The 20,289-nt window shown below is 65.8% G+C and carries 20 protein-coding genes; 11 read left to right on the top strand and 9 right to left on the bottom strand.

Features of this window, described 5'->3' with window-relative positions; genetic code table 11:
* Positions 1-295 (top strand): methyltransferase (locus PV773_RS10575; protein WP_347966291.1); only part of this gene is annotated, 295 nt, incomplete at its 5' end.
* Between the two features lie 38 nt (positions 296-333).
* Here the strand turns inward: PV773_RS10575 and PV773_RS10570 are convergent.
* Positions 334-1,662, bottom strand: coding sequence for a DNA polymerase IV (locus PV773_RS10570; protein ID WP_347966290.1), 1,329 nt, complete (start codon positions 1,660-1,662; stop codon positions 334-336).
* 66 nt (positions 1,663-1,728) lie between these two features.
* Between PV773_RS10570 and PV773_RS10565 the strand changes: the two genes are divergently transcribed.
* A complete protein-coding gene (locus PV773_RS10565; RefSeq protein WP_347966289.1) occupies positions 1,729-2,304 on the top strand; it encodes a GNAT family N-acetyltransferase in 576 nt (191 codons plus the stop codon).
* Between the two features lie 3 nt (positions 2,305-2,307).
* On the opposite strand, the gene PV773_RS10560 is transcribed toward PV773_RS10565, so the two are convergent.
* Both PV773_RS10560 and PV773_RS10555 read right to left on the bottom strand, forming a co-directional pair.
* Positions 2,308-2,859: a DUF924 family protein gene (locus PV773_RS10560; protein WP_347966288.1), complete on the bottom strand. Its 552-nt coding sequence runs from the start codon at positions 2,857-2,859 to the stop codon at positions 2,308-2,310.
* Between the two features lie 2 nt (positions 2,860-2,861).
* The gene (locus PV773_RS10555) at positions 2,862-4,718 is read right to left on the bottom strand and encodes a monovalent cation:proton antiporter-2 (CPA2) family protein (protein WP_347966287.1); all 1,857 of its coding nucleotides are present in this window, start codon (positions 4,716-4,718) and stop codon (positions 2,862-2,864) included.
* Positions 4,719-4,966: 248 nt separating this feature from the next.
* Here PV773_RS10555 and PV773_RS10550 point away from each other — a divergent pair, with 248 nt between their 5' ends.
* A complete protein-coding gene (locus PV773_RS10550; RefSeq protein WP_340037372.1) occupies positions 4,967-5,230 on the top strand; it encodes a hypothetical protein in 264 nt (87 codons plus the stop codon).
* A 67-nt stretch (positions 5,231-5,297) separates the two neighbouring features.
* Here the strand turns inward: PV773_RS10550 and PV773_RS10545 are convergent, their stop codons facing one another.
* The 4 genes from PV773_RS10545 to PV773_RS10530 all read right to left on the bottom strand — a co-directional run bounded on the left by PV773_RS10545 (position 5,298) and on the right by PV773_RS10530 (position 9,044).
* Positions 5,298-5,846, bottom strand: a complete 549-nt coding sequence (locus PV773_RS10545) for a hypothetical protein (RefSeq protein ID WP_347966286.1) — start codon at positions 5,844-5,846, stop codon at positions 5,298-5,300.
* 72 nt (positions 5,847-5,918) lie between these two features.
* Complete coding sequence (locus PV773_RS10540; RefSeq protein ID WP_347966285.1) at positions 5,919-7,007, bottom strand: TIGR01620 family protein; 1,089 nt, start codon at positions 7,005-7,007, stop codon at positions 5,919-5,921.
* The gene (locus PV773_RS10535; protein WP_347966284.1) at positions 7,004-8,473 is read right to left on the bottom strand and encodes a YcjX family protein; all 1,470 of its coding nucleotides are present in this window, start codon (positions 8,471-8,473) and stop codon (positions 7,004-7,006) included. Before PV773_RS10535 ends, PV773_RS10540 begins: the two co-directional genes overlap by 4 nt.
* Positions 8,474-8,540: 67 nt before the next feature.
* On the bottom strand, positions 8,541-9,044 hold the full coding sequence (locus tag PV773_RS10530; protein WP_347966283.1) for a histidine phosphatase family protein: 504 nt from the start codon (positions 9,042-9,044) through the stop codon (positions 8,541-8,543).
* Positions 9,045-9,287: 243 nt separating this feature from the next.
* Here PV773_RS10530 and dksA point away from each other — a divergent pair, with 243 nt between their 5' ends.
* Positions 9,288-9,704, top strand: coding sequence for an RNA polymerase-binding protein DksA (dksA, locus tag PV773_RS10525; protein ID WP_340037366.1), 417 nt, complete (start codon positions 9,288-9,290; stop codon positions 9,702-9,704).
* 73 nt (positions 9,705-9,777) lie between these two features.
* Here dksA and PV773_RS10520 read toward each other — a convergent pair whose 3' ends face one another.
* Positions 9,778-10,491, bottom strand: coding sequence for a hypothetical protein (locus tag PV773_RS10520; protein WP_347966282.1), 714 nt, complete (start codon positions 10,489-10,491; stop codon positions 9,778-9,780).
* A gap of 205 nt (positions 10,492-10,696) precedes the next feature.
* On the opposite strand from PV773_RS10520, the gene PV773_RS10515 reads away from it, so the two are divergent.
* From PV773_RS10515 to PV773_RS10495, 5 genes are all read left to right on the top strand, one after another.
* Positions 10,697-13,291 (top strand): ATP-binding protein, encoded by a 2,595-nt coding sequence (locus PV773_RS10515; RefSeq protein WP_347966281.1) that lies wholly within the window; start codon positions 10,697-10,699, stop codon positions 13,289-13,291.
* Positions 13,292-13,373: 82 nt separating this feature from the next.
* Positions 13,374-14,087, top strand: a complete 714-nt coding sequence (deoD, locus tag PV773_RS10510) for a purine-nucleoside phosphorylase (protein WP_347966302.1) — start codon at positions 13,374-13,376, stop codon at positions 14,085-14,087.
* 191 nt (positions 14,088-14,278) lie between these two features.
* Entirely contained in the window at positions 14,279-14,458 is a 180-nt protein-coding gene (locus tag PV773_RS10505; protein ID WP_347966280.1) for a hypothetical protein, read from the top strand.
* Between the two features lie 291 nt (positions 14,459-14,749).
* Entirely contained in the window at positions 14,750-16,156 is a 1,407-nt protein-coding gene (locus PV773_RS10500) for a DEAD/DEAH box helicase (protein WP_347966279.1), read from the top strand.
* Between the two features lie 106 nt (positions 16,157-16,262).
* Positions 16,263-17,462 carry an MFS transporter gene (locus tag PV773_RS10495; RefSeq protein WP_347966278.1) on the top strand — a complete coding sequence of 400 codons (1,200 nt, stop codon included), beginning with the start codon at positions 16,263-16,265 and terminating at the stop codon, positions 17,460-17,462.
* 3 nt (positions 17,463-17,465) lie between these two features.
* On the opposite strand, the gene PV773_RS10490 is transcribed toward PV773_RS10495, so the two are convergent.
* Entirely contained in the window at positions 17,466-18,287 is an 822-nt protein-coding gene (locus tag PV773_RS10490) for an SDR family NAD(P)-dependent oxidoreductase (protein WP_347966277.1), read from the bottom strand.
* 211 nt (positions 18,288-18,498) lie between these two features.
* Here PV773_RS10490 and PV773_RS10485 point away from each other — a divergent pair, with 211 nt between their 5' ends.
* Positions 18,499-19,533 carry a cysteine synthase A gene (locus PV773_RS10485; RefSeq protein WP_347966276.1) on the top strand — a complete coding sequence of 345 codons (1,035 nt, stop codon included), beginning with the start codon at positions 18,499-18,501 and terminating at the stop codon, positions 19,531-19,533.
* A complete protein-coding gene (locus PV773_RS10480; RefSeq protein ID WP_347966301.1) occupies positions 19,533-20,276 on the top strand; it encodes an alanyl-tRNA editing protein in 744 nt (247 codons plus the stop codon). Before PV773_RS10485 ends, PV773_RS10480 begins: the two co-directional genes overlap by 1 nt.
* The last annotated feature ends 13 nt before the right edge of the window (positions 20,277-20,289 follow it).

The raw sequence follows: 20,289 nt of genomic DNA, 5'->3' as shown, positions 1-20,289 counted from the left end.
ACAACTTCACACCAACCGAATGCGCAAACTACATCCGCAATGCCGGATACGCTTCAAACTAAATGAAACTGACTCTAGGCCCGAAGGCACGCTGGTCGTGCTGGAGGCGGTGCTGGCGCCGCCGAACGAAGGCGCGCGCGCCAAGTTCGCCGACCTCAACATGCTGGCGGTCCCCGGCGGACAGGAGCGCACGGAAGAGGAGTTCGCACGACTGTTCGGGGCCGCGGGCTTCAGATTGACCAGGACGATCGATGCCGGTCCGCGCATCAGCATCATCGAGGGCAAGCCTGCCTGATACCTGGTCTGCGCCGTCGCAGCCGGCTTGCAGCCGCTTCAATCGTCGACGGGCTCCGGCGGGCGCGCGTTGCTGCCCTTGCCGAACGTGTATCCCGTCTCGACGGCCCTGCGCCCGAACTTGTCGCGCAGGGCGTCGATGGCGCCCTCGGCCAGCGCGCGTTTGCGCGCCTGGAGGTCGACGAGATCGGGAGGATCGGCCCTGTCGTCATCGGAAAGATCACTGACGCCGATCCCGAGCAACCGGTATTTCGTGCCGTCCGTCTCCTTCTCCAGGAGCTGCAGCCCGGTTTGGAAGATGCGGTCGGCGAGCCGGGTGGGGTCGGCGAGCTGGCGGTTGCGGGTGCGGAGCTTGAAGTCCTGGGTCTTGAGCTTCAGCACCACGGTACGGCCGGCGATGCCCGCCTTCTTCAGTCGCGCCGAGACTTTCTCGGACAGGGCTCTCAGCACCGGGACCAGGTCGCCTGAGGAAGCGAGGTCGGTGTCGAAAGTGGTCTCTGCCGACACGCTCTTGGCCTCCTGGTCGGGCGACACCTTGCGCTCGTCCTTGCCGCGCGACAGGTGATAGAGCCTGCTGCCCATGGTGCCATAGCGCCGTATCAGTTCGTTGAGTTCCATGCGCTGGAGCTGGCCTATGCTGCGGATGCCGTCTTGCTCCAGCGTCGCGGCAAATGCCTTGCCGACGCCCCAGATCGTCGTCACCGGCTGTTGGGCGAGGAATGCCGGCGCCTCGGCCTCGCCGATGACCGCAAAGCCGCGCGGCTTGCGGAAGTCGGAAGCGATCTTTGCCAGGAATTTGCAGTAGGAAAGCCCGGCCGAAACGGTGATGCCGATTTCCCTCTCCACCGACGCGGTGAACCGCGCCAACACCAGCGCCGGCGGCAGGCCGTGCAGCCGCTCCGTGCCGGCGAGATCCAGGAACGCCTCGTCGATTGACAGCGGCTCGACCAGCGGGGTCAGTGCCTGCATCATCGTCCGGACCTGGCGGCCGACCCGGACATATTTCTCCATGTCCGGCTTGATGACGACGGCCTCTGGGCAGGCCTCCAGCGCCTTGAACATGGGCATGGCCGACCGCACGCCGTGGATGCGGGCTATGTAGCAGGCGGTGGAGACGACGCCGCGTTTGCCGCCGCCGATGATGACCGGCTTGTCCTTGAGTTCGGGATTGTCGCGCTTCTCCACCGCCGCATAGAAGGCGTCGCAGTCGATATGGGCGATGTGCAGCCCGTAGAGCTCGGGATGCCGCAAGAGGCGAGGGCTGCCGCAGGCGTGGCAGCGCGGTCCCGAGCCCTTCTGCAGGCTCAGGCAGTCGCGGCAGAAACCGTGGCCGGGATCGTTGACAGGCATCGCCATCACTGCGAACATAAAGAGAACAGAGCGGATTTTATGCCAGCCCTCCCTGTGGAACAAGGGAGGGAAGGGAGTTGTGCAATGCCTGATTCCATCCTGCCGCTGACGCCGGAGCTGTGGCCCGATTTCGAGGACCTGTTCGGCAAGCAGGGCGCCTGCTACGGCTGCTGGTGCACCTATTTCCGGCTGCCGCCGGCAGCGCGGCGCGAGAGCACGCGCGAGCGCAACAAGGACCACATCAAGGCGCGCATCGAGGCCGGGCCGCCGCCTGGCCTGCTTGCCTTCCAGGACGGCCGGGCGGTCGGCTGGATGCAGGTCGGGCCGCGCGCCGACGTGCCGGAGTTCAACAATTCAGGCAGGGCTTCGGCGCCTCTGGCGGTCGATGATGCAGCCGATCCGGGCGTCTGGGCGATTTCCTGCTTCTTCATCCGCAACAAGGCGCGCGGCCAGGGGCTGACGCACAGGCTCGTCGGTGCGGGCATCGCATTTGCCCGCCGCTCCGGAGCGCGCGTGCTCGAAGCCTGTCCGATGGATCACTCGAAGGACTCGCGTTCCGGCAGCCTCTATGTCGGCTCGTCCAGGGTGTTCGAGAGGGCCGGCTTCGTGCGGGCAGCCGAGCGCAAGCCCGGCCGTCCGCTGATGCGTCTGGAAATCTGAGAATCAGCCCGAGAAACCGCCGCTTTCCAAAAATGCCAGTTCCTGCGGTGTCGAATCGCGCCCCAGGATGAAGTTGCGGTGCGGGAAGCGACCGAAGCGCGCGACGATGTCGCGATGGCCGATGGCGTGCTTCAGGTAGTCGCCGCCGAGCGCCGTCGATCGCTCCAGCGGGACGTCGTGGTCGGCAAGTGTCTCGGAATGCGAGAAGGGCAGGTAGAAGAACACCCGGATCGGCGCGTCGGTCGCCATGTCGTGCCCGTCGGCGATTGCCATGCGCGCAAAATGCCTGGCAAGCGGATCGGTCGCATACATGTGGCCGCTGCCGCGGAAGCAGTTGCGCGGGAACTGGTCGAGCAGGATCATCAGCGCCAGCGCGCCCTCGGCATCCGCCGACCAGTGGTCGCAGTCGCGCCGCGCCGCTGCCATGTGCAGGTCGCCGAAGGTCTCGCGGAAATGGACGTCGAACGACTCGTCCTTGCGGAACCATTTTTCCGGACCCGCCTCGCGCCAAAAGGTGAAGACCTCGGTCGCGCGTTTCCTGTCCACTTGCGTCATCGTCAGATCCTCTCCGCCTTCTCGCCGGTCTTTTTGCTGAGCGCGTCCGCTGCCTCGTCGTTCAGTGCCTTGGCGCTGCGGCGTGGCTGCGTCAGCGGCGTCGGCACCGGCTCGGGTATGTTGCCCTGCAGGTAGTCGCTGCCGGACTGGATGTCGCCTGCGATCTGCATGTCGAGCCGGGCCGCATCGCGGGTTCGCACGTCCTCGATCACTTCGGCGACGTCGTCGGGGTCCTCTCCGAGTTTCCGCAGCGTCGCGCCGCCGAACAGCAGCGCCGATTCGAAGGTCTCGCGCAACTGGTAGTCGACCCCGGCACGGATGAGCTGGATGGCGGTGCCGCGGTCGTAAGCGCGCGCGAGCACCGGCACCAGCGGGAACTCGGCCTTCATCCGCTCCGCGATGCGAACCGCCACGTCCTCCTTGTCGACGCAGATCAACACCGCGCGCGCCCGACCCGCGCCCGCCGCGTGCAGGATGTCGAGCCGGGTGCCGTCGCCGTAGTAGATCTTGAATCCGAAGTCGGCCGCCGCCTGGATCATCTCGACGTCGTTGTCGATGATCGACACGTCGACGCCGCGCAGCAGGAGCGGCTGGCTGACGATCTGGCCGAAGCGGCCGAAACCGATGATCAGCACGCTGCCGCTGAGTTCGGCGGCCACGTCCACGCCTTCGAGCGATTGCTCGTCGCGCGGGGTGATACGACGCAGTACCGCGATCGCAAGCGGCGTCAGCACCATCGAGATGATGATGATGGCGGTAAGGATCGCGTTTGCCTCGCCGTCGAGGATGCCGACGGCGAGCGCCGACGAGTACAGGACGAAGGCGAATTCGCCGCCCTGCGCCATGACGACAGCGCGTTCCAGGGCTTCGCGATGCCCGGAATGCAGGAAGCGCGCGACGACATAGATCCCGAGCGCCTTCATCGCCATGTAGACGAGTACGTAGGCGGCGATCATCTGCCAGTTGGCGGCGACCACGCCGAGATCGAGCGACATGCCGACGGCGATGAAGAACATGCCGAGCAGGATGCCGCGGAATGGCTCGACGTCGGCCTCGAGCTGGTGGCGGAAGGTCGATTCGGACAACAGCACGCCGGCCAGGAAGGCACCCATGGCCATGGACAGGCCGCTGAGCTGCATGGCGAGCGCCGAACCCAGCACGACCAGCAGTGCCGCCGCCGTCATCACCTCGCGGGCGCGCGAATCGGCAAGCACCCGGAACAGCGGGTTGAGCAGATAGCGCCCGGCGAAGACCAGACCGACGATGGCGCCGACGCCGATGCCGATGTCGGTGAACCGCTGCGCCCAGCCGGAGCCCTGGTCGGTGGGTGCGACAGGCGCGAGGAAGGCCACGAGTGCCAAAAGGGGCACGATGGCGAGGTCCTCGAGCAGTAGGATCGAGACCATGCGCTGGCCCTTGGGCGTGCCGAGTTCGCCCCGCTCCTCGAGCAGTTGCATGACGATCGCGGTGGACGTCAGCACGAAGCCGGCGCCCGCCACGAAGGACTGCGAGATGGGGAAGCCGGTGGCGATGCCGACCGCTGTCAGCAGCAGGGCACAGATCGCGACCTGAAGGGCGCCGAGACCGAAGATTTCGCGCCTGAGACCCCAAAGCCGCGACGGCTGCATCTCCAGGCCTATGATGAACAGGAACATCACCACGCCCAGCTCGGCGACATGCAGGATGGTTTCTGCTTCGGAGAAGACGGCAAGGCCGAACGGGCCGATGACGATGCCGGCAGAAAGATAACCGAGAATCGAGCCGAGGCCGAGCCGCTTGAACAGGGGAACGGAAACGACGCCTGCCGCAAGCAAGGCCACCACCTGGACCAGTTCGTTGCCCGTCGCGTCTGCCGCCATATGCCCTCTCGATTCTGCGCCGGCGGCCTGACCGCCGCCCTGGAATCGCCAAGATAGGCGGTCTGCCGGCCATCGAACAGTCCGTGTCCGTCGTGTGCTCGGCAAAAGCAGCCGATGGCGCGGTGAACTCCATCGCGTGGCCCACAACCTGCCATTGCGCAGTACGGTCGGAAACGCTAATGCCGTCGTCGTCCGCCCCATGGGTTGGACGCCTGCCGGCAACCGTCGGCCACGAGGAGAGGACCATCATGAGAAATATCGTGCTCGCCACCGTTGGCGTGCTGTTCACCGTTGCGGCTTGTTCGAAGGCGCCTGAGTGCACCGCCGAAACCCTGGCAAAGAAGAGCCAAGAAGTTGCAACCGCTGTCCAGGAGGCTGTGACCAAGGACCCGACCAAGGCTGCCGAGCTGGCGACCAAGGTCCAGGAAGTCGCTTCCAAGTACACCGGCGCGACCACTTCGGCCGAGGCCTGCAAGGCCTATGACGAGCTGCTGACCGCCATCAAGGGCTGAGTCCCGCGGCTGGAATCAAAAAGGGCGGCGCCGGTTGGCGTCGCCCTTTTTCATTGGACCGGAGGGGTCAGTTCTTGGCGATGGCTCCGACCGCGACGCCGTCGATACGGGTCAGCTTCATGCCGATGACGGGAACGAGCTGCTTGTCCACCCGCACCGACACCGTCACGTGCATCGTATTCTCGTCGGGCACGCGCGCCTGCATGACGCCGTTGAGCTGGTTGCGGTTCAGCGCCAGCACGACCTTGCTGCCGCCGACGACATTGCCGGAGATGATGTCCAGGCCCTTGCCCTGCGAGCCGTCGAGGAACGTGCCGCGATAGCCGCTGCGTCCCTTCTGCTCGATCGTTGCCGACATCTTCTGGGTGAACATGCCAACCCGGCAGCCGCCATCGAGCGACATGCCGACCTTGCCGTCGGGGGTGGCGCCGGTGAAGCTGCAGGTGAATTTCGTTCCCTTGTATTTGCCCGCCACGATCTCGCCGGGGCCGACCCATTCGCCTTCCACCGACTTGAAGAATTTCTGGTCGCCGACCTTGTCCGCGCCGGCATGCGCCGTTCCCGCGAAGGAAAGGGCCATGACAGGCAGGACTGCGGACAGGAACAAGCGCTTCATGGAGACACCCGGCGACAGAAACTGGAACGATTTGCTTGCCCGGACCATGAACAAGAATGGTTAATGCTTCGTCTATTTTGCCTTGTCGGCAGCCTTGTCCTTCGCAGCGAAGGTCGTCAGTGCGGCAAGGAAGTCACCCATCCCGGGGCGCTTGAGCGCGATGAACGGCATCGGCCTCGTCGTCTCCATGGTGGCGATGCCGATACGGGCCGTCATCATGCCGTTGACCACGCCTTCGCCGAGCTTGGCAGACAGCTTGGCGGCAAGCCCGTGCCCAACCAGTTGCTGGACGAAGCTGTCGCCGACCGCGATCGAACCGGTCACGGCGAGATGGGCAAGCACGCTGCGGGCCACGCGGAAGAAGCCGAGCGTTCCAGGCCGCCCGCCGTATAGCTCCGAAAGCCGGCGGATCAGGCGGCCGGCTTCGAACACCACATAGGCGATGTCGACAAGGGCGCGCGGGCTGACCGCGGTAACCAGCGAGACGCGCTTGGCGGCGTCGAGGACGAGGATCTTCGCCTGCGCGTCCAGCGGGGCGAGGATCTCGGTCTCGGCCAGCCGCACCAGGTCGGCACCGTCGATCACGTCGCCGCGCAGCCCTGCGAGGGTCCGCCGTCCCGCAGCGGTTTGCGGCTTCGATGCGACGAAGGCCGAAAGGTCGTTGATCACCGCACGGGCAGCCTTGGGATCGTTGCGATCCAGCGCATCCTGGGCGCGGTTGCGCAGCCGCTCCACCGAGGCGAGCCGCGACAGCGCGAGCAATTCGCGAATGACGATGACGATCAGCGCGAGCACGGCGACGGTTGCGGCGGCGACCGCGAGCCAGCCGAGCCAGTCGGCGCGGCTGAACAGATCCCGGATGAGCCTGTCCGTCCACAGGCCGACGCCCAGCGACACCAGCACGCCTGCGGCGGCGGCGAAGACCGCGCCGAGACGCGACCGCGATTTCGGCGGGGTGGCGGGCGGGGGCTCGGCGACAGCGAGGTCGACCTCGTCGAACACGTCGGTCTCCGCCGGTATGACGACGGCCGTTTCAGCCGCCATTGCGCGGGGCCTGCGTTGCTCGGGGGGCGATTTGCGTCGCGCCTCGGTGTCGGTCGCAGGGGCGTCGGCGGGGGAGGTTTCGATGCGGAAAGCCGCGGGTTTCCTGGAGGCGCTCATGCCAGCTGGTCTCCGATCAGGAACTGCAGGGCGCGATCGAGGCGGATGTGCGGCAGCGACAGCGTCACGCCCTCGGCGGTCCGTTCCAGGCGGGGCGGGCGGAACCGCACGAAGCGGATCGCCGGATCCTCGGCATCCTGGCGATGATTGGTGCCGAAATGCTGGAACACCACATCCGCCCGCTCCGGCAAGTCACCGGGAAAGACGGCGGTCTCGGCATTGCCGTCGAAACGTTCCTTGCCGATGGTCTCGCCTTCGATGGGGGTGCCGATGATCACCGGCAACGTCTCCCGGCCTTGCTTGACCGTGCCTTCGCGGGTGGCGCGCACCGCGGCCATGGCGAGGACTTCGACCTCGGCACCGGAGAGATTGGCGCGGGCGAGGGCACGCTCGGTCAACCGGCGCACGATCGATTGCAGCCTGTCATGGCTCTCGTGATGCAGATGGTCGGCCTTGGTCGCCGCCACCAGGATGCGGTCGATCCGCCGCGAGAACAGGTCGGTGAGGATGCTGCCGCGGCCGGGCCGGAAGCAGCCGAGGATCTCGGTCACTGCCCGCTCCAGGTCGGCAATCGCGCCCGAGCCTGCGTTCAGCGCCTGCAGCGCGTCGATGAGCACGATCTGGCGGTCGAGCCTGGCGATGTGCTCGCGAAAGAAGGGTTTCACCACATGCGTCTTGTAGGCCTCGTAGCGGCGCTCCATCATCGCGTGGAGCGACCCGGGACGGGCCCTGCCGTGTACTGGCAGCGGCGCGAAGGTGAGCGCTGGCGAGCCGTCCAGGTCGCCGGGCATGAGGAAGCGCCCGGGAGGCAAGGTTGACAGCGCGCGTTCGTCGTCCTTGCACGCCTTGAGATAGGCGGTGAAGCTCTCGGCCAGGCGCCGCGCCGTCATCTCGTCGGCGTCGGCTGCGGAGCTTATGGTCGCCGACAGGCGCCGCCATGCCTCGGATAGGTCCGCGCGCACCGGCAGCGACGCCAACTCGAACGCCTCGCGCGAAAAATCCTCGTAGCTTTTGCCAAGCAGGGGCAGGTCGAGCAGCCATTCACCTGGGTAGTCGACAATATCGACCGAAAGTTTTCCTTGTGAAAACAGCCGGTTCCAGCCGGAAGCGGATTCAAATTCTATGGTCAGCCGGAGTTCCGAGATCGCCCGCGTCGAGGCCGGCCAGACGCGCTGTTCGATCAGTGCTGCGACATGATCCTCATACTGGAAGCGCGGCACCGCGTCGTCGGGCTGTTCCTGCAGGTAGGCGCGCGCGATGCGGCCCGACTTCTGCGCCTCGAACAGAGGAAGACGGCCGCCGTGCACGAGGTTGTGCACCAGCGCGGAGATGAACACGGTCTTGCCCGCCCGCGACAGGCCGGTGACGCCGAGCCGCAGGGACGGCGAAAACAACCCCGTCGCGCGCTCCGACAGCGTGTCGAGCGCAATCCGGGCCTCGTCGGTGAATGTGGTCAGTGATGCCAATCGTCATCCCCCAGGAGTTCCGGCTCGATATAGGTGCCGGCCCCGGGATTTGAAACGGCAGGCGATTTCAAAGATCCGCCGGGGTTAGGAAGGCTTCGAGATGGCCGCGGCCCAGTTGCGCCTCCGACAGGCTGCCTGGGAAGCGGATGACGGCCAGGCCCGAGGTCGGAAAGCCGGTATGCAACGTATGTAGGGCGGCTTCGTCGCCCGTGCCCGATACGGCCATGGCGAGATCCTCCATCATCGGGTTGTGGCCGATGACGAGAAGCGTTTCGTATCTGCCATGCTCGCGGATCCTGTCGAGATAGCCGGCCGCATCCGACACGTAGAGCTCGTCGGTGAAGATGACCCGGCCGGTGTCGGCATGGCTCGCGATGCCTTCCAGGGTCTCGCGGGCGCGGCGTGCATTGGAGCACAGCGTCAGTTCCGGCACGTAGCCGCAGGCGCGCATCGCCACCCCGGTGGCTGCCGCATCGGCGATGCCTGTGGCGTCGAGCGGGCGGTCGAAGTCCCTTACGCCGGGAGCCGCCCAGCCTGCCTTGGCGTGCCTGAGAAGATAGAGATTGCCCAAATATCGCTCCCGGAAGCTCAAGCCCCCGACGAGCCTGCGCCGATCATGCCTCAAGCATGTAGCCAAGCGGGGGTGCCGTTGCAACCGCGCGATGCCGCTGCGCGTTGCTGTGGGAAAAGTTGCGCTGTTGCCACGTCCGTTCGTCGCCTTCCCGGGCAGATGTGAAGTTTTCGAGGAAGGCGCTTGTGTGAGGGTTGGCCCGCGAATATATAGGCGCCAAAACGGGGTTGTTGGGTGAGTCGAATGAACGATACCGTTGCACTTGGCTACGTTCCCTCCGAAGAGGAGCCGTTCATGAACGAACGGCAGAAGTCATACTTCAGGGCGAAGTTGATCGCCTGGAAGAACGACATCCTCCGCGAAGCCCGCGAAACCCTCGAAATACTCCAGCAGGAAAACGCCAACCATCCCGATCTTGCCGATCGTGCTTCGTCCGAAACGGACCGCGCCATCGAATTGAGGGCGCGGGATCGTCAACGCAAGTTGATCTCGAAGATTGATTCGGCGCTGCAGAGGATCGATGAGGGAACCTACGGCTACTGCGAGGAAACGGGCGAACCGATCTCTTTGAAGCGACTGGATGCACGTCCTATCGCGACATTGTCGATCGAGGCGCAGGAGCGCCACGAGCGCCGCGAAAAGGTCTATCGCGACGACTGATCGCGTCCTTGTGATGATTGAAAAAGGCGGCTTCGGCCGCCTTTTTCATGCGCCGAAGCGAGATTTCGCCTGGCTATTTCTTGTGGCTCGACAATTCGCCCAGCAGCCGCGCCATCTCGTCGTCGAGCGACGGATCGACCGCAGGTTTGCCGGCCCGCGGCTTGTCGTCGAGCGAAACCTCGAGCTCCTTCATCAGCGTCTCGTCGATTTGCTCGCGGCGAACCGGTGCGGCTGCCGGCAAGGGCGCGGGCCTGGCCGGCGCGACAGGGCCCGGCTGAGGTCTGGCCGCCGCGGCGGGCGCGGCATGCGGAGCGAGATGCGCGGCAGGCGCGGTGGACGGACGGTGCATCATCGGGGCCGCGGGCGCTGCGGGCGCTTTGGCCTGGTGCGGCGCAGCCGGCCTTGATGGTGCGTGTTGGGCGTGCGGGCGCGGCGGCTGGGGAGCTTCGTGCGGTGCTGTTTCTCCGGTCAGAGCCGGTCGGCGCGGCGCCGCCATGCGGATGTCGGTCTCGACCACCACGTCGGTGGGGCCGCCGATGAGCAACAGGTGCTCGATGTCGTCGCGGCGCACCAGCACCAGGCGCCGATGGCTGTCGACCGCCGTCGCATCCATGACCGCCAGTCGTGTTTTCCTGTTGCGGCCGCCGGCGACGAAGGTCCCGAATGTGAGGCTGCGGACCAGCTTGACGATGACCAGCACGATGATCAGCAGGATGAGCGCCGCCAGGGTCCACAGCAGCGCCGCCGTATAGGCCGGGCCTGCCACGCTATCCAGCCATTCGAACATCGCTCTATCCCCGTCTTCGCGCCGGCGCGACACTAGCGCCTTGCTGCCTGCGACGGCAAGCCGCCTGTCGCCAGCGCACATGCATTGTGATTAAGCACCCGAACTTGCCTCGAACTTGCGCAGCTTTCATGGCGGGGCCTTTCCCCGCCGGGGAGAATGTGATTCAACCGCTTCGGATCGAGGGAGCCGAGAGACTCGCAGGGGAATGGCCAAGGAAACGCGCAACGACTTTTATCCGGTCCCGATCGTCGACCAGGCCGGACGCCCCGATGCCGTCACGCGACTGATCATCTTCATCGTGGTCCTGACCGGTGCTGCGATCGTGTTCGGCATCTTCCGCGAGCGCCTCGGAGACCCGTTCCTTCTCGGCATGCTCGGCGTGCTGGCCATGATCGGCGTCGGCTATCTTTTCGCCACCGCCATCGGCTTCATCCAGATATCGCCGCGTTCGCCGGCCGACGGGCTGTCGAAGGCCTTCGTCGATTCCATGTCGCAGGGGCTGGTGGTCATCGATGCCAAGGGACGCATCGTCTATGCCAATCGCGCCTATGCGGACATGACCGGGGCGGCGACCGCCTCCGACCTCAAGACCGTCGAGGGGCTGCTTTCCGATCTGCCCGAAGCGTCCTTGACGATCTCACAGATCGCCTCGGGCCTCAGGGATGGCCAGGCCGGCGACGGCGAATTCCGCCTTGCGCAATCCATACGCCCGGGGGCGGCGCCCGGCGCGCGCTGGTATCGCGTGCGCGCACGCTCCTTTAGCGTCCCCGGCAACCGGCAGCCGCTGAACGCCTGGCAGTTGGCGGACATCTCTCCCGAACGCGCCGAGCAGGAGCGGTTCTTCCTCGACCTGCAGCAGGCCATCGATCATCTCGACCACGCCCCGGCAGGCTTCTTCTCGGCCGACCAGGATGGCCGGGTCACCTATGTGAACGCCACGCTCGCCGACTGGCTCGGCATCGACCTCGCCAGCTTCACGCCAGGCGCCATCAGCCTCGACGAGATCGTCGCCGGCGACGGCATGGCGCTGGTCCGTTCGGTCAAGGCCGATCCGGGCACGACCCGCAACGCGGTGATCGACCTGGATCTGGCAACCGTCAACGGCGAGGCGCTTCCGGTGCGCTTCATGCATCGGGTTTCGGCGAGCCGCGAGGGCGTCAACGGGCCGACGCGCACGATCGTGCTCAACCGCACCGAAGGCGAGGATTCGTCCGCGCAGCTGAGGGCTTCGGAGGTTCGCTTCACGCGCTTCTTCAACTCGACGCCGATGGCGATAGCCGGCGTCGACCAGACCGGTCGGATCCTGCGCACCAATGCGCCGTTCCTGTCCCTGTTCTCGTCCGCCGTCGACCGCGATGCCGTCGACCGGCGTGTGCGGCTCGATACCGTCATCCATGAGCGCGACCGACCAGCCTTCGCCGCGGCGCTCGAGAAGGCGCGCCAGCGCCAGGCGAATATCGCGCCGATCGACACGGTATTGCCCCAGAACGAGGAGCGGCATGTCCGCTTCTACGTCAATGCCGTGGCCGACGGGTCGGACGCGGACGGCGCCGAAGAAGCCGCGATCGTCTACGCGGTCGAGACGACCGAGCAGAAGGCGCTGGAAAGCCAGATGGCGCAAAGCCAGAAGATGCAGGCCGTCGGCCAGCTCGCGGGCGGCATCGCGCACGATTTCAACAACGTGCTGACGGCCATCATCATGGCATCGGATCTTTTGCTGACCAACCACCGGCCTTCCGATCCGTCCTTCCCGGACATCATGAACATCAAGCAGAATGCCAACCGCGCGGCCTCGCTGGTCCGGCAGCTCTTGGCCTTCTCGCGCAAGCAGACGCTGCGGCCGGAGGTGCTCAACCTCACCGACGTGCTCGCCGACCTGCGGACGCTGCTCGCCCGCCTCGTCGGCAACAGCATCAAGCTCAAGGTCGATCACGGCCGCGACCTGTGGCCGGTGCGCGCCGATATCGGCCAGTTCGAGCAGGTCGTGGTCAATCTCGCGGTCAACGCCCGGGACGCGATGCCCCAGGGCGGCGACCTGATGGTGCGGACCAAGAACGTGCCGACCGAAGAGTGCAAGGCCTATGGCTACAGGGAACTGGCGCCGGCGGACTATGTGATGGTCGAGGTGGAAGACACCGGCACCGGCATTCCGCCGGAAGTGCTCAAGAAGATATTCGAACCGTTCTTCACCACCAAGGAGGTGGGCAAGGGCACCGGCCTCGGCCTTTCCATGGTCTACGGCATCATCAAGCAGACCGGCGGCTTCATCTTCTGCGATTCCGAAGTGGGCAAGGGCACGGTTTTCAGGATCTTCCTGCCGCGCCATGTCGCCAAGCCCCAGCCGGCAGCCGGGAACGGCCCGGAGGTCGCGGCACCTGTGGTGGCGAGGCAGCCTGAAGCCGAAACGAACGGTGCCGCCAAGGACCTTTCCGGTTCGGCAACCGTGCTGCTCGTGGAAGACGAGGATGCGGTGCGCCTGGGCGGCGTCAGGGCGCTGACCTCGCGCGGCTACACCGTCCATGAGGCGTCGTCCGGCGTCGAGGCGCTGGAGGTGTTCGACGAGCTTGGCGGCATGGTCGACGTCGTCGTGTCCGACGTGGTGATGCCCGAGATGGATGGCCCGACGCTGCTCGGCGAGTTGCGCCGGCGCCAGCCCGACATCAAGTTCATCTTCGTCTCGGGTTACGCTGAGGATGCCTTCGCCAAGAATCTCCCAGCCGACGCGCAGTTCGGCTTCCTGCCGAAGCCCTTCTCGCTCAAGCAACTGGCGACAGTAGTGAAGGAAGTCCTCGAGACCTGAGCGCCCGGCTGCGGGACGGCTTTCGCATCGCGTGGCAGAGTGCCATGATGCGAGCGGAGGCCAGTCAGGATCGCCGATGCAACTGACGCCGCACAACGAGGCGGGAAGGGACGACTACGCCGAGACCGTGCTGCTCGCGGGGGATCCGCAACGCACGGAGTGGGTGGCCGAGAACTTCCTCGAAGAGGCCCGTTGCGTGAACCGTATCCGCGGTGCACTGGGATTTACCGGGCGCTGGCGCGGCATGCCGATCAGCGTGCAGACCACCGGTATCGGCGCGCCCTCGCTGTCGATCTATGCGCATGAATTGCTGGACACCTATGGGGCGCGGACGCTGGTGCGTATCGGCACCTGCGGAGCGCTGGCGGAGCATGTCAGGCTGCGCAGCCTCGTGATCTCGCAGTCGGCGAGCACTGACAGCCATGTCAATCGGCAGCTTTTCGGAATCTACGACTATGCCCCGAGCGCCGACTTCCAGCTGCTGCGCCGCGCAGCCGAGCAGGCTGCGGAACTCGCGATCGATCATCATGTTGGCCAGACGGCATCCAGTGACGTGTTCTATCATCCGGACGGGCTGGGCCGCTTCGCGGGCGTAAGGGCAAGCGGAGCTCTGGCCGTGGATATGGAGACCAATGCCCTATACACGATAGCCGCGCGCTTCGGCGCCAAGGCGCTGTCGATCTGCACGGTGGTCGACAGCCTCGTCACCGGTGAAGGCACGGACCCTTCCGAGCGGCAGGAGTTGTTCCGCGACATGCTCCGCCTGGCGCTCGAGGTCGTGGCGCCTCGGGCGTAGCCAAGCTCGAAGGATATTGCTGCTCGTGCTAATATTCGGCGGGCGCTGCGAATCGCCTGGGTTCGGTTCGATCCGCAAGGCGCCGAGTGCCTGGCAATCCGCAAGTTCCGGGCAAGCGAGTCATCCTATCCCGGATCGAGAGTTCTGCTTCCGTGTTCCTTGCGTTGGCAATCGGACAGAGGGACGGCCCGATGGAAGAATTCGTTGAGGACAGCATGAAGAGGCGTCTGACGGAAACCGTCGACATAGTCACCGCCGTCAGCATCCTGAAGTCTTACGGCTATTGGGGGGATGAGCTGATTGTCGCCATCACCCGCATCTTCTATGTCGATCTCGACACGTTGAACGAGGTCGTCGCCGAAGCTGCCTGAAGGCGGGGACTTGCATTTTGCCCGCGGTTCCGCCATATGCGGCGGCATAGGCGCTTGGGCCGGGCTTGCCGGCTTTCTCACTGCTGAGACTTGGTTGCGTCTGTTTTCTCCCCTTTCCGGCCACGGCAAGCGGCGAAATAGACCCGCGGCATGAGGCATGCGGGCGCGACAGCGCAGCCGAGCGGACGATGTCCGCCGCCTTGTCGTTTCACAAGAGATCGAGGCCGGCAGGTTGCGCCCTGCCGCCATTGATGTTTGCGGCGGATGGCCGTCGCACGAAAGAAGAAGATATTGACCAATGAAAATTCCGCGGAGCTGAACGGCTTCGCCAAACTCGGCATTTCGGGCGCTCTGCTCAAGTCGACCATCGCGGCCGGCTTCACCGAGCCCAAGCCGATCCAGGTTCACTCCATCCCGGCACAGCTGGAAGGCCGCGACATCCTCGGCATCGCCCAGACCGGCTCCGGCAAGACCGCGGCATTCGCGCTGCCCATCCTCTCCAAGATCATCGCGCTCGGTACCAAGCGCCGGCCGAAGACCGCGCGTGCGCTCATCCTCGCGCCGACCCGCGAACTCGCAGTCCAGATCGAGGACACCATCAAGCTGCTCGCCAAGGGCGCGCACATCTCGACCGCGCTGGTGCTCGGCGGGGTCTCCCGCAGCGCCCAGGTCCGCAAGATCGGCCCCGGTGTCGACGTTCTGATCGCGACGCCCGGCCGCCTGACCGATCTCGTCCGCGAAGGCGACGTGATCCTGGCCGATACGCAGTGGCTCGTCCTCGACGAGGCCGACCGCATGCTCGACATGGGCTTCATCAACGACGTCAAGCGCATCGCCAAGGCGACGGCCAAGTTCCGCCAGACGGCGCTGTTCTCGGCCACCATGCCGGCGGAGATCGCCGAGCTGGCAGCCGGGCTGCTCAGGGACCCGGTCCGCGTCGAGGTGGCTCCCCAGGGCACCACGGCGGCCGAAATCCGCCAGAGCGTCGTCCTGGCTCGCACCAAGCAGAAGCGCAAGATCCTCTCCGACATGCTGGCCGACGAGGCCATGCGCTCGGTGATCGTCTTCGCCCGCACCAAGCATGGCGCCGACCGCGTGACCCGCGACCTCGAGCGTGACGGCTTCGAGGCGGCGGTCATCCACGGCAACAAGTCGCAGAACGCGCGTCAGAAGGCGCTGAACGGCTTCCGCGACGGCTCCGTCCGCATCCTGGTGGCAACCGATATCGCCGCGCGCGGCATCGACGTGCCCGGCATCAGCCATGTCGTCAATTTCGACCTGCCGGACGAGGCCGAGAGCTACGTCCATCGCATCGGCCGTACCGGCCGCAACGGTGCTTCCGGCGTTGCGGTCACGCTGGTCGATCCCTCGGAGAACGCCAAGCTCAAGCAGGTCGAGCGCATCATCCGCATGAAGCTGCCGGTCGACGCCGACCATCTTGGCCAGCCCGATCCGCAGCGTCCTGCCGGTGAGCATCGCATGCCGGAGCCGGCCAACGACGACGACGGCGAGCGCAGGCAAGGGCGCCCGAACGGCCAGCGCGGTCGCGGCAACGGCGGTGGCAAGCCGCGTTTCGCCAAGGGCGGCGATCGGTCGGGCTCAGGCGCGCCGAAGGCGGACAAGCCCGCCGGCGGCAAGCCGTTTCGCGGCAAGCGCCGCGGCTTCGGCAATCGCGGACCGAATTCGCGAGCTGCCTGATCTGTGCAGCAGATCGGGCCAGCCTGGTCCATTTGCTGCAATGGCATGAATAGGTTAGGGCGGTCGGGGCGGTGCCTCGGCCGCCCTTTCTGCTTTGGGGTGGTGCATGACCGGCATAGCGACGCTCGCGATCGCCTACGTGCTGTCGCAATTCTACCGGTCGTTCATGGCCGTGCTGACGCCGGCGCTGACCGCTGAACTGGGTGCAACCAAGGCGCACTTGTCGCTGGCGTCCGGTGCGTTCTTCCTCACCTTTGCGCTGGCCCAGTTCGCCATCGGCGTGTCGCTCGACCGTTTCGGGCCGCGGCGCACGGCGTCAGCGTTGCTGATGCTCGGCGGCGGCGGAGGGGCAATCCTGTTTGCGGCCGCGTCGACCCCATGGATGGTGATCGCTGCTATGGCCCTGATCGGCATAGGCTGCGCGCCGGTGCTGATGTCTTCGCTGTTCATCTTCGCCCGCGTCTTTTCGCTCGCGCGGTTTTCCGTGCTGGCCTCGTGGATGGTGGCTTTCGGGACCGCCGGCAACGTCATTGGCGCGGCACCCCTGGCGCAGGCCGCCGAAGCGTTCGGCTGGCGGCCGGTGATGGCGGGGCTTGCGCTCGTCACGATCGTGGTCGCCCTGGCGATCCTGGCGCTCGTGCGCGATCCGAAGTCGCCGCCCGGCATGGACCAGGGCGCGGTCGGGTTCGGCGGCTACCGCGAGTTGCTCCGCATGCGCGTGCTGTGGCCGATCATCCCGCTGACGGCCATCAACTATGCGCCGACGACGGGGATCCGCGGCCTCTGGTCAGGTCCCTATCTCGTCGACGTCTATGGCGCGGATACCTTGATGATAGGGCAGGTGACCTTGTTCATGGCGCTGGCCATGGTCGCCGGGGCCTTCACCTATGGGCCGCTCGACACGATCTTCCGCACCCGCAAGTGGGTCGCAGTGGTGGGGAACACCATCGGTCTCCTGGCGATCCTCTATCTCGCCGTCGATGTCCTCACCGACGTGGCGGCGGTCACTGTCGTCTTCGTCCTCATCGGCCTGACCGGCGGCAGCTATGGCCTGCTGATGGCGCATGCGCGCGCGTTCTTCCCCGCCCATCTCGTCGGGCGCGGCGTCACGCTGATGAATTTCTTCTCGATCGGCGGCGTGGGCGCCATGCAGTTCGCAACCGGTGCGGTGGTGACGGCAAGCGTGGTGCCGGGCGAGCCCACGGCGGCGTATTCCGCGCTGTTCTGGTTCTATGTCGTGATGCTTGGCACGGCGATTTTCATCTATCTCTGGGCGCGCGACGCAAAGCCCCAGCCGCTGGCCTGATCGTCAGTCGAAGGTCGAGCGCCGCAGATAGACAATCGGCTCGGCTTTCCACCGGGTCGAAGTTCGCAGCGCCATTTCCCGCAAGGGACGCGGCAGGACGAAAAGCAGCTTCATCCCCCAGGTGAGGCGCCTCGGGAAGGTGACCTCGAATCCGCCCTTTAGTATCGCCCGGCAGACCCGTTCGGCCGCGTCGTCGACCGACATCATGGCCGGCATCGAAAACGCGCTCTTCTGGGTCAGCGGCGTGTCGATGAAACCGGGATTCAGCACCTGGGTCCGGATGTTCATCTTGTCGAAATCGAATTTGAGCGCCTCGGCGATGACGTTGATCGCGGCCTTCGTCGCGGCGTAGGCCGCGGTCGTCGGCCAGCCGAAATAGGCGCTGATCGAGCCCATGAACACGACATGCCCGCGACCGCGATTGCGCATGCGTTCGATCACCGGCGCAAGCCCGTTGAGCACGCCGAAGACATTGACGTCGAAGCTCTGGCGGAAGGAATTGAGCTGCAGGTCGTCGCCCCTGACGGGCAGGTAGGCGCCGGCATTGAAGATGGCGAGCACGATGGGGCCGGCCTGGGACTCGATCGCGCCCACTGCCGCCGCCATCCCGGCTTCGTCGGTGACGTCCGACGGGAAGGACAGGATTCGCCCAGCCATGCCTTTTGTCTCGGCGATGAGCGCGTCCAGCGGATCATTGGGACGCACGGTGACCGCGACGGTGTAGCCCTGCTTGGCGAGGAGACGGGCCACCGCGCGGCCAATGCCCGTGCTGCCACCCGTAATCCACGCGACGCCGTCCTTCGGGGCGGCCCGGTAAGTACTCACTCAAATCCCCCGCAAATAGTGTCGCATAGCTCTAGCGGCGCAGCCTTCGCCTGCAAAGGCCTGTTTTCGCCCGATATGTTGGGGCGGAGAAGTCCTGCACCCTAACTGGCGCGTGGTTTGCGGCAGAATGTAAATGGTCCAGAGAAATTCTTGCCTTGAAAGCCGAGGTGCAGATTTCTAGGGTTCCACGGCGAAATAGGAAGGAATCTCCATGCATCGCTCGGTGATCGACGCCATCGGCAATACCCCTCTCATCAGGCTCAGGCGTGCCTCGGAGGAAACCGGTTGCGAGATTCTCGGCAAGGCCGAGTTCATGAACCCTGGCCAGTCGGTCAAGGACCGCGCCGGCCTGTTCATCATTCGCGATGCCGAGAAGCGCGGACTGCTCCGCCCTGGCGGCGTGATTGTCGAGGGCACCGCCGGTAACACCGGCATCGGCCTGACGGTCGTCGCCAAGGCGCTCGGCTATCGCACGGTCATCGTCATTCCCGACACCCAGAGCCAGGAGAAGAAGGATGCGCTGCGCCTGCTCGGCGCCGAGCTCATCGAGGTACCCGCCGTCCCCTACAAGAACCCGAACAACTATGTGAAGGTTTCCGGCAGGCTCGCCGAGCAACTGGCCAGGACCGACCCCAACGGCGCGATCTGGGCCAACCAGTTCGACAACGTCGCCAACCGCGACGGCCATGTCCGCACGACTGCCGAGGAGATATGGGAACAGACCGGCGGCAAGGTCGACGGCTTCGTCTCGGCCGTGGGTACCGGCGGGACGCTCGCCGGCGTGGCGATCGGGCTCAAGTCGAAGCGCAATGACATCAAGATCGCGCTCGCCGATCCGCTCGGCGCGGCCCTGCACAGCTACTATACGACGGGCGAACTCAGGGCCGAGGGCAGCTCCATCACCGAAGGCATCGGCCAGGGGCGCATCACCGCCAACCTCGACGGCTTCACGCCCGATTTCTCGTACCAGATCCCCGACGAAGAGGCGCTGCCGATCGTCTTCGAACTGATCCAGGACGAGGGCATCTGCGTCGGCGGTTCCTCGGGCATCAACATTGCCGGTGCCGTGCGCCTGGCGCGCGAGCTGGGCCCGGGCCACACCATCGTCACCATCCTCGCCGACTTCGGAACCCGCTACCAGTCGAAGCTGTTCAATCCGGAGTTCCTGCGCGGCAAGGGGCTTCCGGTGCCCGAGTGGATGGACCGGCCGGTCGACATCGAGGTCCCGTTCGAACAGGTGGCATGATGGCATATTCCACCGAGGCGATGTTCCGCGACGATTCCTATCTGCGCGAGTCTGCGGCCCAGGTGCTCGCGGTCAACGACCGTGGCGGCATCATCTTGGACCGCACGATCTTCTACGCGACGTCCGGCGGCCAGCCGGGCGACACCGGAACGATGCTGCGCGAGGACGGCAGTCCGATCGCCGTGGCCGCGACCATCACCGGCGAGCACAAGGACGAGATCATCCATGTGCCGGGGACGGAGCAACCGGTTCCAGAGATCGGCGAACGGCTGAAGCTGGCGATCGACTGGCCGCGCCGCCTCCTTCTGATGCGCATGCACGCGGCCTGTCACCTGCTCACCGTCGTCTGCCCCTATCCGATCACCGGCGCCGCCGTCGGAGAGGACGATTCGCGCGTCGATTTCGACATTCCCGATGCCGGCTTCAACAAGGAGGCGGTGACCGAGCAACTGATGGCCCTCGTCAGGGCCGACCATCCGATCTACACGCGCTGGATATCGGAGGAAGAGCTGGCCGCCAATCCGACCCTGGTCAAGTCGAAAAACGTGCGGCCGCCCTCGGGTACCGGACGGATCAGGCTGGTCTGCATCGGCGACGATGCCTCGGTCGACAGCCAGCCCTGCGGCGGCACCCATGTCGCACGAACTGCCGAGATCGGCGAGATCCACATCGGCAAGATCGAGAAGAAAGGGCGGGAAAACCGCCGCTTCCGCATCCGCTTCGGCGCGATGCCCGCCAACTGAGCAGGAGCCTCCC

The organism is Mesorhizobium sp. CC13 (genome assembly GCF_039907765.1).
Taxonomy (GTDB): domain Bacteria; phylum Pseudomonadota; class Alphaproteobacteria; order Rhizobiales; family Rhizobiaceae; genus Aminobacter.
Note: the sequence above shows the minus strand (reverse complement) of the source record. Positions and strands in the feature narration are given on the sequence as shown.